10 protein-coding genes and 1 tRNA gene are annotated in these 13812 nt (G+C 63.2%); 6 read left to right on the top strand and 5 right to left on the bottom strand.

The window, feature by feature from the left end; translation table 11 throughout:
- Positions 1-3: 3 nt before the first annotated feature.
- Complete coding sequence (gene yajC, locus ON00_RS06610) at positions 4-348, bottom strand: preprotein translocase subunit YajC (RefSeq protein ID WP_010404227.1); 345 nt, start codon at positions 346-348, stop codon at positions 4-6.
- Between the two features lie 135 nt (positions 349-483).
- On the opposite strand from yajC, the gene ON00_RS06605 reads away from it, so the two are divergent.
- The 4 genes from ON00_RS06605 to ON00_RS20105 all read left to right on the top strand — a co-directional run bounded on the left by ON00_RS06605 (position 484) and on the right by ON00_RS20105 (position 2600).
- Positions 484-795: a putative quinol monooxygenase gene (locus ON00_RS06605; protein ID WP_010404224.1), complete on the top strand. Its 312-nt coding sequence runs from the start codon at positions 484-486 to the stop codon at positions 793-795.
- Positions 796-823: 28 nt separating this feature from the next.
- Positions 824-1510 (top strand): hypothetical protein, encoded by a 687-nt coding sequence (locus ON00_RS06600; protein ID WP_010404221.1) that lies wholly within the window; start codon positions 824-826, stop codon positions 1508-1510.
- Positions 1511-1574: 64 nt separating this feature from the next.
- Positions 1575-1651, top strand: a tRNA-Pro gene (locus ON00_RS06595).
- A gap of 247 nt (positions 1652-1898) precedes the next feature.
- Positions 1899-2600: a DUF2971 domain-containing protein gene (locus tag ON00_RS20105; RefSeq protein ID WP_169313325.1), complete on the top strand. Its 702-nt coding sequence runs from the start codon at positions 1899-1901 to the stop codon at positions 2598-2600.
- A 2-nt stretch (positions 2601-2602) separates the two neighbouring features.
- Here ON00_RS20105 and ON00_RS20865 read toward each other — a convergent pair whose 3' ends face one another.
- Complete coding sequence (locus ON00_RS20865; protein WP_169313324.1) at positions 2603-3112, bottom strand: hypothetical protein; 510 nt, start codon at positions 3110-3112, stop codon at positions 2603-2605.
- A gap of 439 nt (positions 3113-3551) precedes the next feature.
- The gene (locus ON00_RS06590; RefSeq protein ID WP_245535537.1) at positions 3552-4949 is read right to left on the bottom strand and encodes a hypothetical protein; all 1398 of its coding nucleotides are present in this window, start codon (positions 4947-4949) and stop codon (positions 3552-3554) included.
- Between the two features lie 201 nt (positions 4950-5150).
- Between ON00_RS06590 and ON00_RS06585 the strand changes: the two genes are divergently transcribed.
- Positions 5151-5774: a response regulator transcription factor gene (locus ON00_RS06585; RefSeq protein WP_029622493.1), complete on the top strand. Its 624-nt coding sequence runs from the start codon at positions 5151-5153 to the stop codon at positions 5772-5774.
- Here ON00_RS06585 and ON00_RS06580 read toward each other — a convergent pair.
- Positions 5750-6469 (bottom strand): response regulator, encoded by a 720-nt coding sequence (locus ON00_RS06580; RefSeq protein WP_010404212.1) that lies wholly within the window; start codon positions 6467-6469, stop codon positions 5750-5752. The genes ON00_RS06585 and ON00_RS06580 overlap by 25 nt on opposite strands.
- 1 nt (position 6470) lies before the next feature.
- Complete coding sequence (locus ON00_RS06575; protein WP_154651285.1) at positions 6471-10400, bottom strand: PAS domain S-box protein; 3930 nt, start codon at positions 10398-10400, stop codon at positions 6471-6473.
- Between the two features lie 132 nt (positions 10401-10532).
- Here ON00_RS06575 and ON00_RS06570 point away from each other — a divergent pair, with 132 nt between their 5' ends.
- The gene (locus tag ON00_RS06570) at positions 10533-13793 is read left to right on the top strand and encodes a S41 family peptidase (RefSeq protein ID WP_010404210.1); all 3261 of its coding nucleotides are present in this window, start codon (positions 10533-10535) and stop codon (positions 13791-13793) included.
- Positions 13794-13812: the final 19 nt, after the last annotated feature.

Raw genomic sequence — 13812 nt, 5'->3', positions numbered from 1 at the left:
GGATCAGTCGTTCGCGGGCTTGGCGGTGCCAAGCGGGGTGACTTCGGCGAGCGTCGCCTTGACCACCTTGATCTTCAGCGTGGGCGCGATTTCGACCTCGACGATCTTGTCCTCGACCTTGGTGACCTTGCCGAGCACGCCGCCCGCCGTGATGACCGAATCCCCCTTCTTCACCGCGTTGATCGCGGCGGCCTGCGCCTTGGCGCGGGCTTGCTGCGGACGCAGGATGAGGAAGTAGAACACGACGAAGACGAGCAGCAACGGCGCGAAGCTGACGATCATCGGAAGGATGCCATCGGGCTGCGCAGCGGCACCGGCGGTCTGAGCGAAGGCGGGGGTGGCGAACATGGGCTACCTTGGTAAAGCTGGACCCGCCTGCGCATCGTGGCACGCGGGGATGGCGAGATCTTGCGACCTCGTTACAAGGGGCGGGCGCTATCATCTCATGTGCGTTCACGCAACATGCCGGTTGGAGACAGATACATGACGATCATCGTAATGGGGCATATCAAGACGGCACCTGGCGATCTGGCCAAGATGACCGGCTTGCTGGCGGCGCATGTCGAAAAGGTCCGCGCCGAAGCGGGATGCGAGCTCTATGCCTTTGCGGTCGATGTCGCCGATCCGGACTTGCTGCATATTTCCGAACGCTGGGCTTCGGTCGAGGCGTTGGCGGCGCATGGTGAGGCGGCGCACCAAATTGCGTTCGGCCGCGCGCTTGGCGATTTCGCCATTGTTGATTTCAGCGTGAAGGCGTGGGACGCCACATTCTTGCGGACGCTGCGCGGCGAATAGCGCACCCCGCGACGGGAGGGAAATCGCGATGAGCATGCGGCTGGCTGCGACGGTTGTGATAGCGGCATCGGTGGCCGCCCCGGTGTCGGCAGAGGTGCCGAACGGGCGTGAGGCGCTCACCCAGACCGCGTTCTTCGCGCGCGACAAAGCGTCGGCGCTGGCGCAGATTGCCAGCGTCGAAGCGGCGGCGGTGGCGACGCTCGCGCGCTCCCCGGCCGATGCCGATGCGCTTATGACGCGGGCGATGGCGACGAGCTACCGCGCCAAGCTCACCCGCAGCCGCGCCGACGCGCTGTCCGCGCGCGACCAGTTCGAGGCGATCGCCCGCCGCAACCCGCGCGATGCCGAGGCGCAGGCGGCGCTGGGGGCGTGGCACCTCAACGCTGTGGTGTCGCTCGGCACGCTGATGGCGCGCGGCGCGCTGGGTGCGCGCAAGGCCGACGGCCTCGAGTCGCTCGACCGCGCAATCGCGCTCGGTGGGGAGCGGGCGCTGTTCCCCGCGCTGGAAGGGATGCTGCGACTCGCCATCGACGGCACCGATGCCGGGGCCGCCGCCTTGCTCGCGCGCGCCGCGAAGGGCAGCACGCCGACGCCGCTCGACCGAATCCTGCAGCGCCACGCCGTGCAACTGGCGGCGGTGGTGCAGGGCGGCGACGCCAAGCTGATCCAGGCGCTGGCCAAACGCCTGCTGCCGCTCGGCCAGATCAAGCAATAACGGGTGTTCGCGCGGAAGTGGCTTGCATCGCGGCGCGCGTCAGCCTAGACGCGCCCCCCTCGGTCGGGGCGTAGCGCAGCCTGGTAGCGCATCACACTGGGGGTGTGGGGGTCGCAGGTTCGAATCCTGTCGCCCCGACCAGATTATAGAATATTTGCAACGGGTTGTGCGGGCAGCGAAAGCTGCCCGTTTCTATGTTTGCGATGAGTCTAACGGATGTGTAACAATATCAGGCGTTAGGGGCCAACTAGACCGCTTTGCGGCCAAAGTTACCGCAACCCTCGCGAGGGGTGAGATGTCAGTGAGAGTCATATACCATTACACTCCCTTTGAAGGGTTCAAATCCATAATAGAAAAGAAGCGCCTTTGGGTATCTGATATTAGATATTTGAACGATTACATGGAGGTAAAGTCAGGCCAGCAATGGCTGACTCACTTGTCAGACATATTTTTCAGCGAAAACGCTGATTTTGCGTATTCTTCACGCCTTCGAGATCTCGTCGATGAACTCGCCGAACGGGAGATCACTTGCTTTGCTGCTTGCTTCTGCGATCAGCCCGATCAGTTAAGCCAATGGCGCGGATATGGAAGTGGTGGCCCTGGAATATCTATCGGCTTTAATGCGGGCATACTCGAAAAAAACACAAATCTGAGCTTGAACACAGTTCGCTACGACCAAGACGAAACCATTAGGTCGCTCGAAGATTGCCTAAAAAGAGCAAAAGCTCGCCTGTCCTCAAACCCAAATTCCGCCGGCGTAAAGTCGATTTTGGAAGAAGCAGAGGACAACATTGTCTCCTGCATTATTACTTCAAAAAATACTACATTTATCGAAGAGAGAGAATGCAGACTGATTGCAAAGGTCGCATCTACTGGGGTTCCCAATGTGATATATCGAACAAAGGGAGCACTATTAATTCCATACCTCGAAATAGACCTGTCGGCGGATTGGCAAAAACTAATTCCCGAGGTATGGATTGGACCAGTAAACTATAGAGAAGATACATGGAAAAGTGTGAGAGAGTTTTTAGATTACAATAAGCTTAAAAGTACTGAATTGAAAAATTCAGCATCGCCGTACCGAGCATAATTCTATATCGATAAGCTCTTGAACCGAGTGACAGCGGCCTTTAGCCCTGGGAAAGTATCAGGATGAGTCTCAACAATTTTTGCAAATTCGGCATATATCCCAACGGCCACAGTCTTATCGGCATCTGTGCCAAATTCACCCTGTGCTGAATCTTCGCGTTTTTGACGCTCCTTCTTAAGACTATTGCTCATTCTCTTTCTGACTTCCCGCATATCGGATATGCACTTTCGCCGGTGCGCTCGGTCAACGAGGTCCACCCCCTCACCTCTGTCATTCCACTTTTCGTAGATATCTTTATATTTCTGCAGGTCAGATGATACGCAGGGTCGCCAGTAGGATTCCGTTGCCTCTTCAGTGACCTTTATCACCTGGCTCAAAGCGCCCTTAACGACTTTACACTTAGACTCAGGGTAACCAGTCTTTTCTAGACGATCAAGATCGTCAATTAGCCGCGGGAGACCAATAGCCTTAACGTGCCATATTGCCCATTCCGGGCTACCAGCATTGAGCATCCTACACCTCGCCGATTCGCGTCCAGTCTGAAGCTATAGAATGGTTAACATCCTCGATGCTTTGTCAACACACTATATCTTGCTGTTCTACGATGATTTGGTAGATGTAACATTTATTAGCTCTCAGTGCGCGCCCAGCGTTTCACGGAAGCCAACACCACGGGCATGTCTCTGCTATCGAGTGAGCCGTTCCTATTCCCGCCAAGATATCCGCCTCAAATTGCTCAATCGAACCAATTAGGCGCACCACCGCCGATACCTTTACCTGCTCCAACCGCGCGACACGGGCAAGGAGTGCGCGAGGCGATGCCATGTCAGCCCTGCGCGATCTTGCGCCACTTCAACACGGCGCGGACCAGCATCTCAATGTCAGTCGCAGGCGCAACGGTGACGCCGCTCTCGGTGTGTCTGCTCACTCCTGACACACCCTATCGACCCACTACGAAACCCGCGCCACCACCCCACTCAGCGCCACCACCGCCAACGGCACCCCCGCCAGCGCCCACCGCCAGCGCGGCAGCGCGCGTACGTCGGCGCGGGGGAGCGTCAGCGCGGCGGCGATGCCGACGGCGGCGATTGTCCATAGATGATAGCGCACTTCGGACGCCACGCTCAGCGGCAGATAGCTGAAGCCGTACAGCACCGCCGACCACGCCATCGCCGCCGCCGGGTCGAGCGTCCGCACCGCTGGCCGCAGCACCAGCAGCCCGACCCCGAGCGCCAGCCAGCACACCGGCCAGCCGAACGGCGTTTGCAGCACCGCCTGCGCCGCCGCCGCCACCGCATCGCGCGCGGCATTGGGCGCGAGCGTGAAGCCCCAGGTATTGGGATCGGAGGCAAGCGACAGCCTCGGCAAATCGGCATCGTGTACCAGGAACCGCGTGTTGCTGTTGAAATGCGCGAGGCGATGCTCGGCATAAGCCAGCGGATGCGCCAGCACGGCCGCGCCCCACCAGGCATAAGGCCCGTGCCCGGCCTTGAGCGGCGCGCGCAGGTTGGTGAAGCCGATCGCACACGGCTCCGCCCCCCACCAGGCGTAGCGATCCCATGACACCGGCGTGTAGCAGTCGGCATTGACCGCCACGGGATCCGCGACACCGGTCGCGGGAAACACGTTTGTCCCGCTGAACCGCCCAATGCCGCCGAGATCGTAAATGACCAGCGACAGTTCCACCCCGCTACGGGTCGAGTGCAACGCGGCGTTGGCGAGCGGCAGGGCGAGCGCCAAGGGGATCGCCGCCAGCACGCTGGTCATCGCCAGTCGTGGCAGCGTCCGCCGCCACGCCGCCGGGGCCGCCAGCACGAGCAGCGGCAGGCACGCGGGCACGGCGTTGAAGCGCAAGGTGGCGGCTGCGACCAGCACGATCGCGGCGACGATCCTGCGCCAGCGTTCCCCGGCGCGCGCCGTCGCGATCAGGCCGCTTGCCAGCAGCAGCGCGCCCGCAAACAGGCTGTCTTTCAACACCGTGCCCATCAGCACCAGGGCGACCGGCGACACCGCCAGCACCGCAATCGCCAGCGCGGCGCGCGGGCGGCCGCGCCCCGCCGCGCGCAGCCATAGCAGCGTGCCGCACCAATACAGCCCGAGTTGCAGCAGCAGCATCGGCGCGGGCCCGGCTCCAAACGTGCGCAGCTGCCGCCACAGCCAGTTCATCGCGGGCGGGTGCCAATCGTCATAGTGGCCGCTAAGCGCCTGACCATATTGGCGAATGGCGTCCCAGGTGAGGATTCCGGGCCAAAAGAGCGCGCCATGCACCACAAGGACGAGCAGGAGCGCTAGCACCATGCCGATCGACGGTCCGTTACCGGCGCGCCATTTTGAGGAAAGGCTGCTCACCCGGAACCGCTATCATGTCGGCAAATATATTTCATCCCGCGTCAATCCGTAATATTTGACCTGACGCACCATAAAAATTTGCGCTAACATCGTTTGAATGTCTTGAAGTTCGGTAGTAATTTTCTCGTAGAGGCCGTCTGCTGGTGGGGGGCACTGGTTGAGGGGGCACCGCCAACGGCGGAGAAGCAGGGGAGACACGGCTTGGCTCGAACGATTTTGATTGCGGATGATCATCCGATGTGCGCCACCGCCTTGGGAATGGCCGCCCAGCAGGTGGAACCCGGGATCGCGATCGACCAGGTCGGCACCATTTCCGATGCGACCGCCCTGGCGCAGGAGCGCAAGTTCGATCTGATCCTGCTCGACCTTGGCTTGCCGGATGTGCAGGGTCTGGCGGGCTTGCTGATGTTGCGGCGGTTGCAGCCGCAGGCGAAAATCGCGATCGTCACCAGCAGCGATCAGCCCGCGCTCATGCGGCGCGCGGCGCAGGAAGGGGCCAGCGGCTTCATCCCCAAAAGCGAACCGATGTCGGCGATGGTCAAGGCGATCGCGACCTTGCTGTCGGGCGAAACGTCGTTTCCGCCGGAAATGCTGGAGGGTGCCGATCCGGTCGAAACGCCGTCGCTGATCGGGGAGTTGTCGCCGGCGCAGTTCCGTGTGCTGCGCGCTGCGGCCGATGGCAGCCAGAACAAGCAAATCGCCTATGAACTCGGCATTGCGGAAACCACGGTGAAGACGCATTTCGCGCAGATCTTCAAGAAACTGCACGTCACCAACCGGACACAGGCGATCCTGGCGCTTCAGGCGCTTGATGTAGCGGCCTGACGGCGGAGCTGCTCGATCGCCGCTACGGTGGCGGTCGCGCAGGCGGTAATCGGCCCGGCGGATCGTTCCGCCTGACGTTCGATCTCGCGACACTGCTGGGCAAGGTCGAGCGCGCCGATCCCGTCCGCCGCGCCGCGGAGCGCATGGGCTTGCGTAACCGCGCGGGGAAAATCCTGCTCGGCCAGCAGTGCGGCGATGCGGTTGGTGCGCTCGACAATGTCGGTCGCCATCATTGCGAGCAGCGTGTCGGCCTGCGCATACCCCACCGCAGCCCGTAAATCCGCCAGGCGCGCCTTGTCGATCAGCGATCCGTCATCTTCGACTGGGGGTGTGGTTGCCAGTAAGTGTTCGATCTTGTCGATCAATGCGCCCGGATTAAAGGGTTTGCGGACATAGTCATTGGCCCCGGCTTCCATGGCGAGCTTCGCGTGCCATTCGCTGCGCCGCGCCGTCAGGATCAGCACCGGCAGCGTCTGGAACATCGCCGATTGGCGGATCTCGCGCAAAATGGCGAGGCCGGTCTTGCCGGGCAAGGCGCAATCCAGAATCGCCAGATCAGGGCCGCATTCCCACAGTACGTCGACCGCATCATCCCCGTCGCGCACCGCGACGACCGTGTGGCCAAGCGGTGCCAGCGTTCGGGCAACGATGGCGCAGAGCAGTTCGTCATCGTCGACCATGACGATCGTTGCCATCTTACACCCTTTCTGCTGCAGCAGCCCGTAAATGCGCGCGCGCCGCCTGCAAGAAGGCCGCGGTCCCGACATGGTACCCGGCGCCGAGTTGATCGTCGAGATCGGCCGCGATCGTGCCCAGTTCCGCTTTCCCAAAGAACGCTGCCGTCCCCGCGAGCAGGTGCAAGGCCTCCTGCACGGCGTCGATCGCCTGTTTCGGGTCGGGCGTCGGCCCGTCGCTCTCTCCGAGCGCCATGTCGATGGCGGCGAAGGTGCGCTGCACACGCGCTTCGAATTGCGCGATCAGGTCGGGGTCTGCGCTTGCGGGAAGCGGGGTTTCTGTCGGCGCTTTTGCAGGCGGGATGGCCCAGCGCCGCACGGCATGGTCCAGTGCTGCAAGGCGAACGGGTTTGGCCAGATGGTCTTGCATGCCGGCCGCGCGACAGGCCTCGATGTCGCTGGCATAGGCATTGGCCGTCAGTGCGATGATGGGCAGCGTGGCGGGGGCAATGCCGCCTTGGCGAATGCGCTGGGTGGCGACCAATCCGTCAATATCCGGCATCTGCATGTCCATCAGTACCAATCCAAACGGATTCCCGTGTGTCGCGGCATCCTGCACCATCGCGACGGCCTCGATACCGCCACGCGCAATGACCGGATCATAGCCCAGACGTGTCAACATTGCCTTTATGAGGAGCTGGTTGACCTCATGATCTTCCGCCACCAGCACGCGCGCGCCGGGGACGGGCGGCAAGGTCGCAGCGGGTGTGGGCTTGATCGCGGGGGCTGTGTGGGGTGCCGCCGGCAAGGGCACGCGCAAGGTGATCGTCGTTCCGATCCCGACCGCGCTGAACAACGACAGCGAGCCTTGCATCAATTTGGCCAATTTGGACGAAATCGACAGGCCAAGCCCGGTTCCGCCATATCGGCGCTCGGTCGAGCTGTCTTCCTGGACGAACTCGCCGAAGATCGCGGCCTGGCGGTCGGGCGCGATGCCGATGCCGGTATCGCCAACCGAAATGGCGACATCGCCGTCGACCATCGCGACACTGAGCGTGATTGCGCCGTGCTCGGTGAATTTCGCGGCGTTACCCAGCAGATTGAGGATAATCTGGCGCAGCCGCAGCCCGTCGCCGATCACCATATTGGGAACGTCGTCGGCGATTTCCGTCCGCAGGTCCAGCCCGCTGCGCATCGCGATCGGCAGGATCAGCTTGGCGCAGCTGCGGGCGAGATGGCGCAGGTCGACCCGATCGTGCGCCAGTGTGACATGCCCCGCCTCAATCTTCGACAGGTCAAGAATGTCGTTGAGCAAGCGCATCATCGCCGCCCCCGATTCGGCGATCATCTGCAGCTTTTGTTGCTGGTCGGGGCGGGGGTCTTCCGCGAGCAGCAAATCGGTAAAGCCAAGCACGCCATTCATCGGCGTGCGAATTTCGTGGCTCATATTGGCGAGGAAGCTCGATTTCGCCTGGGCGGCAACCTCGGCATGACGCCTTGCCGAATCGAGGTCGAACTCGAGCTGCTTGCGCACGGTAATGTCGCGGATCGAGCTGATGATTTCGAGCGGCTGGTGCGTCTCGGGGTCGCGCACCAACCCGCTATTGGCCTCCAGCCAGAACCATTTTCCTTTGTGTTCGAGCGATTCCCACCGAAAGGTCGTGACCGATCGCTCCATTTCTCCCGCCGCGAGGGCCCGGTGCGTTGCCATGACGGCATCCGCATCCTCGGCATGAAAACGGACGAGGATTTTTTGCCCGATCAGCCTTTGTGGATCGATCCCGAGCATGTGCCGGAACGATGGCGACGCATAGAGGCACACCCCGTCCAACGACAGGCGGAACACTGCGTCGGTGGCGTTTTCGGCGAGCAGGCGGAGCTGCTCCTCACTCGCGGCGAGGGCGGCTTCTGCGGCCTTGCGCTCGGTGATATCGATGTCGACGCCCAGAAAACCGATCCGCTTTCCGTCCGAATCATATTCGTTGACGGCGAGCACCTCGACCCAGCGCTCGACCCCGTCGCGCAGAAAACGAAAGTCCATGCGCACTTTTTGGGCACCTTGCACGGCCTCGTTCCACGTCTTGGAAACGCGCGGCAAATCGTCCGGATGGATCGCCTTGCTCCAGCCATATCCCATCGACTGTTCGTAGCTCAGGCCGGCAAATTCCATCCAGGCGCGATTGACATAGGTGATGCGCCCCTCGGTATCGGTGCGGAAAATGCCAGCCGGGGAAAGGTCGGCGAGGGTTTCGAACAAGCGCTTGCTCTCGGCGAGCGCAATCCGCGACTGGCGTTGTTCGGTGATGTCGATGATCGCGCCGATAAAGCCGGTCAGCGCCCCGTTTTCGTCGAATTCGGGGCTGTTGACGGTCTGGAACCACAATTCCCGCCCGTCCGCTCCGTGAAAGGCATTGTCGCGAATGCGCACGTCGCCGGGTTTGAAGTCTTGCCAGGCAGGCTGTTCCATAAAGGGGGTTGGGTCGACCAGGGCGCGCATCCAGCCGTTGCCGAGCGCGTCCTCCATACTGAGCCCGACCTTGTCGGCCCAGGCGCGGTTGACATAGGTCAGCCCGCCGGTGGCCCCTGCTCGGAAAATGCCGACCGGCGCGGTTTCGGCCAGGCGCCGGAAGCGGGCTTCGCTCTCGGTCAGCGCATACTGTGTGGCGACCGTCTCGGTGATATCGCGGATGGTGCCGATCGTCCCGGCAAAGCTGCCGTCAGGCTCGGCAAGGCGACGCAGCATCGTCTCGATATGGCGGCACTCACCCGCTGCGTTGAAGAAGCGTTGCCGCAGGGTTGCCTCGGTCACCTCGCCGCTGATGATCTTGCTGAAACGGACGTCACCTTGGGCGCGGTCTTCAGGCAAAAGATATTCGGTTGTCGATCGTCCGAGGCTTTGGGCGACGCTGTAGCCGGTGATCGTTTCCCAGGCGGGGTTGAGGAAGATCCAGCGCCGCTCGGCATCGGTCCGAAACACGATTTCCTGCATCGAGGAAACGAGCGTTTCCGAAAAGTCGCGACTGCGCTTCAGTTCCAGGCGTATGCGCTCGCGTCCCGCGATCGCCGCCGCGAAGGGCAGGCTGATCCCGAAACACGCGGCGAGGAACAGTTGCAGCAGATGGACGCGCGTCGCCAGCGTCCCGCCGATCATGTACGCCGGGCCGAGCCCCGACAGTGTCCCCACCGTCCCGATGATGCCCACGACCGTGATCGCGGCGGCAGCCCCGGGAACCCCCAGGCGGAACGAGGCCAGAATGATCAAGGGCAGGGAAACGAAGAACATCGGATAGGCGGGCTGAAAAAAGACGAACGCCGCCACCACGGCATTTGCCGAGAGAATGGCCGCGATCTCCCACGCGCGCTCTCGCTTAAGGCTGCGGCGTTGGCTCCAGGTGTCGATCGCGACCAACGCGATCGGTCCGCCAATCAACATGCCCAGGCTATCGGCGAAAAACCAATATCGCCAAATCGACAGGCCAAGCAGCAAGTCGTGCGGATCCAGCCAGAACGTTGCCACCACCCCCGACAAAGCCGGGGCGATACCGCAGCAACACAGCGCGAAGCGCAGCAGGTCGCGGAAGTCGGCCATGTCGGGCACGTGCTTCTGCCACCGCAGCAGCAGCCAGCTGCCGCCGATCGCCTCGGCACAATTGACTGCGGCGAGCACGGGCGAAAATAACGGCGGGTCCCCGTTCAAGATGGCGGCAAGGCACAAGGCTGCGAAGGCTGTGGTGACCCAATACGAGGCGTTGCGCCAGCCCGACTTCAGGATGGTCGCGGCAAGGACGGCGTTGGCCAACCACAAGGGCGCGATGTATCCGTTACCGCGCGATATCGCGACGCCACCCCATGCCAATAATAGGATGAGCCCAGCAAACAGCGCCAGCGCAGCATTATGGGGTCGGCGGACGGGCACCATCGGAGAATATGCCGGGAGAGTGATAGGGTCCATTGCGGCCCTGTTGAACCTCTTCGGTTAAGCCGAGACTAACATGCCAGACGGCGCTTGTGATGAACACTGTTTTACGCTTTGTTGCTGGGAAATAGCGACAAGCAAATTCCTATAATTTTGAGGCGTGCTTCTATGATCTTCCGGGGCCTTGCACTCGCCACGGCGACGTTGCTCGCGTCGACCACGCTCGCGTCGCTGCCTGCGGCGGCGCAAGCGGTTGCGGCCAAAGCGGCCTTTGCCGAGCCGAGCCTGTCGCCCGATGGTAGCCTGATCGCCTTCGCCTCGGGCGGCGACATCTGGGAAGTGGCGGCGACTGGCGGCACCGCGCGTCCGCTCGTCACCGATGCAGCGACCGAGGGACGCCCGCTTTATTCGCCGGATGGCACCCGGCTCGCCTTCACCTCGACCCGTGGCGGCAGCCAGAATCTGTACGTGCTCGATCTCGCCAGCGGCGCGGTGACGCGGCTGACCTATGCGGAATCCGCCGAGGAACTCGATGCCTGGTCGCCCGATGGCCAATATCTCTATTTCGCCTCGGGCGTTGCCGATGTCGGGCGGCAAGCGGATATCTACCGGGTCGCGGCCGCGGGCGGCACGCCGATGCAGGTCAGCCGCGAGAAATATCTCGCCGAGTTCCAGGCCGCGCCCTCTCCCGACGGCACCACGCTGGCGATCAACGCGCGCGGCCTGAGCGGCAGCCAATGGTGGCGCAACGGCACCTCGCACATTGATGAGACCGAGCTGTGGCTGAAGCCCGTCGCCGAAGGCGGCACCTATCGCCGTCTGCTGCCCGGCGGCGAGAAGCACGCCTGGCCGATGTGGAGCCGCGATGGCCGCAGCATCGTCTATATGAGCGCGCGCGGCGGCACCGAAAATCTGTGGCGCGTCGGGCTGGGCGAGGGGGCTGCGCCCGACCAACTGACGCACTTCGGCGATGGTCGTTTGCTCTATCCGTCGATGGCGGCGAACGGATCGGCGATCGTGTTCGAGCGCGATTTCGGCGTGTGGCGCTATGATCCCGCGACTGGCCAGACGAATGCAGTGCCGATCACGCTGCGCGGGGCCGCCAGCGCCACACCGCGTCGCCATGAACAATTGCAGAGCTTCAGCCGCTTGGCGGTCTCGGGTGACGGGCAGAAAGTCGCGGTGATCGGCCACGGCGAAGTCTTTGCGGCACCGGCCAAGGATGGCGGCCCGGCGCAGCGCATCACCAACACGCCGGGGGCCGAGCGCGAAGTGGTGTGGTCGCCCGACAGCCGCCGGGCTTTGGTCATCTCCGAACGCGGGCTCGACCATGCGCTGGTCGAATATGATGTCGCCAGCGGTCGCGAGACGATGCTGACTGCGCACGGCATCGCCTCGGTGCCGTCCTACGCCCCCGACGGCAAGTCGGTGGCCTATGTGCTCAACGACCGCGAATTGCACCTGGTTACGCTTGGGGCAGGTGGCACCGATCGCACGCTGTTTACAGGCGCAATCGCCACCGACGGTCGTGAGGGGCCGCGCCCGACCTGGTCGCCCGATGGCCAATATGTCGCCTTCCCATTGCGCGATGCGCGGTCCTTCGTGAACGTCCATGTCGTTCCGGCAGCGGGTGGTGCGGCGCGGCCGGTCAGCTTCCTCGGCAATGGCGAAATGGGCGGCATCGCCTGGTCGCCCGACGGCAAGTACATCCTGTTTGACACCGCACAGCGCAGCGAAGACTCGCGCATCGTCCGCGTGGATCTGCTGCCGCACGTGCCCAAGTTCCGCGAGGACAAGTTCAGCGACCTGTTCAAGCCCGGCAAACAGCCCGGAACACCCGAAACCCCCGCTGATTCCCCAGCGCCGGCTACGCCAAAGCCGCTGCCGGTCGCGGCGAAGAAGGGTGCCGCACCGCCGCCCGCACCCAAAGTCCCACCCGTCAGCATCGTGTGGCAGGGCCTGCGCGGCCGCGCGACGATCCTGCCGCTGGGGCTCAGCGCGGACACGCCCGTCATCAGCGCCGATGGCAAGACGCTGGTCTTCCGCGCCTCGGAAAAAGGGCGCGCCAATCTCTACAGCTACACTCTCGACGAACTCGCCGACGAGCCGCCGGTCGCGCAGCAACTGACGCAGAGCGATCGTCCCAAGGGCGATTTCGCGCTGTCGGGGGACGGCAAGACGCTGTTCTATCTCGACGGTGGGCGCGTGATTTCGACGCCGATCGAGTCCCCCAAGCCCAAGCCGATCACCATCGCCGCCGATATGGACATCGACTTCGCAAGCGAAAAGCAGGTCGTGTTTGATGAGGCATGGAGCATCCTCAACCGCAAATTCTTCGATGCCGGGTTTAACGGCCATGACTGGACGGCGCTGCGGGCGCACTTCCAGCCTTATGTCGCAGGCGCGCGCACGCCCGACGAACTGCGGCGGATCATCACCTTGATGATCGGCGAACTCAACGCCTCGCACACCGGCATCAACCGGCCCTTTATGGGGCCGGGGACGCTGCCATCGGGCCGTGTCGGCGATCTGGGCGTGCGGTTTGATCGCGCCGCCTATGAAGCCGGGCGCGGGCTTGTCGTGCGCGAAGTGGTGACGCTCAGCCCCGCCGCGATCGAGAAGATCGTGCCGGGCGAGCGCATCGTCAGCGTCGGCGGTGTCGCGGTCGGTGCGCATGACAATCTCGATGCGCTGCTGGAAAACACCGTCGGCCGCCGGGTGCGGCTGGGTGTCGAGGGTGCCAATGGTCGTCGCGAGGTGGTGGTGCGCCCGGTTTCGGCGGGCAGCGCGGCCGGGCTCGCTTACCGCCAATGGGTCGATGATCGCCGCGCTCTGGTTGAGCGAATGTCGGGCGGCACGCTCGGCTATGTCCACCTCGCCGACATGTCGTCCGAATCGCTCGATCAGCTCTATCTCGACCTTGATGCCGAAAATCAGGGCAAGCAGGGCGTCGTGGTCGATATCCGCAACAACAATGGCGGCTTCATCAACGGCTATGCGATCGATGTGTTCGCGCGGCGTAACTATCTGACGATGACGCCGCGCGATCTGTTCTCGCTGCCCGGTCGCCAGGCGCTGGGCCAGCGCGCGCTCGGCAAGCCCACCGTGCTCGTCACCAATGAATCCTCGCTGTCCGATGCGGAGGATTTCACCGAGGGCTATCGCGCGCTCGGGCTCGGCAAGGTGGTCGGGCAACCGACCGCAGGCTGGATCATCTTCACCGGTGCCGAGCCGCTGATCGACGGCTCTTCGGTGCGCACGCCGAGCACGCGCATCCAGGACGGGCGCGGGCAGGACATGGAAATGCACCCGCGCCCGGTCGACCTGGCGGTGGAACGGCCTTTGGGCGAAACGGCCACTGGGCAGGATGCGCAATTGCGCGCGGCGGTGGATGTGCTGCTGGCGCAAGTGGGCGCGGGGAAGCCGTAAGCGAGGCATCATCTTCTCC

This window comes from Sphingomonas echinoides ATCC 14820 (assembly GCF_000241465.1).
Taxonomy (GTDB): Bacteria; Pseudomonadota; Alphaproteobacteria; order Sphingomonadales; family Sphingomonadaceae; genus Sphingomonas; species Sphingomonas echinoides.
This window is presented reverse-complemented; position numbering and strand designations above follow the sequence as displayed.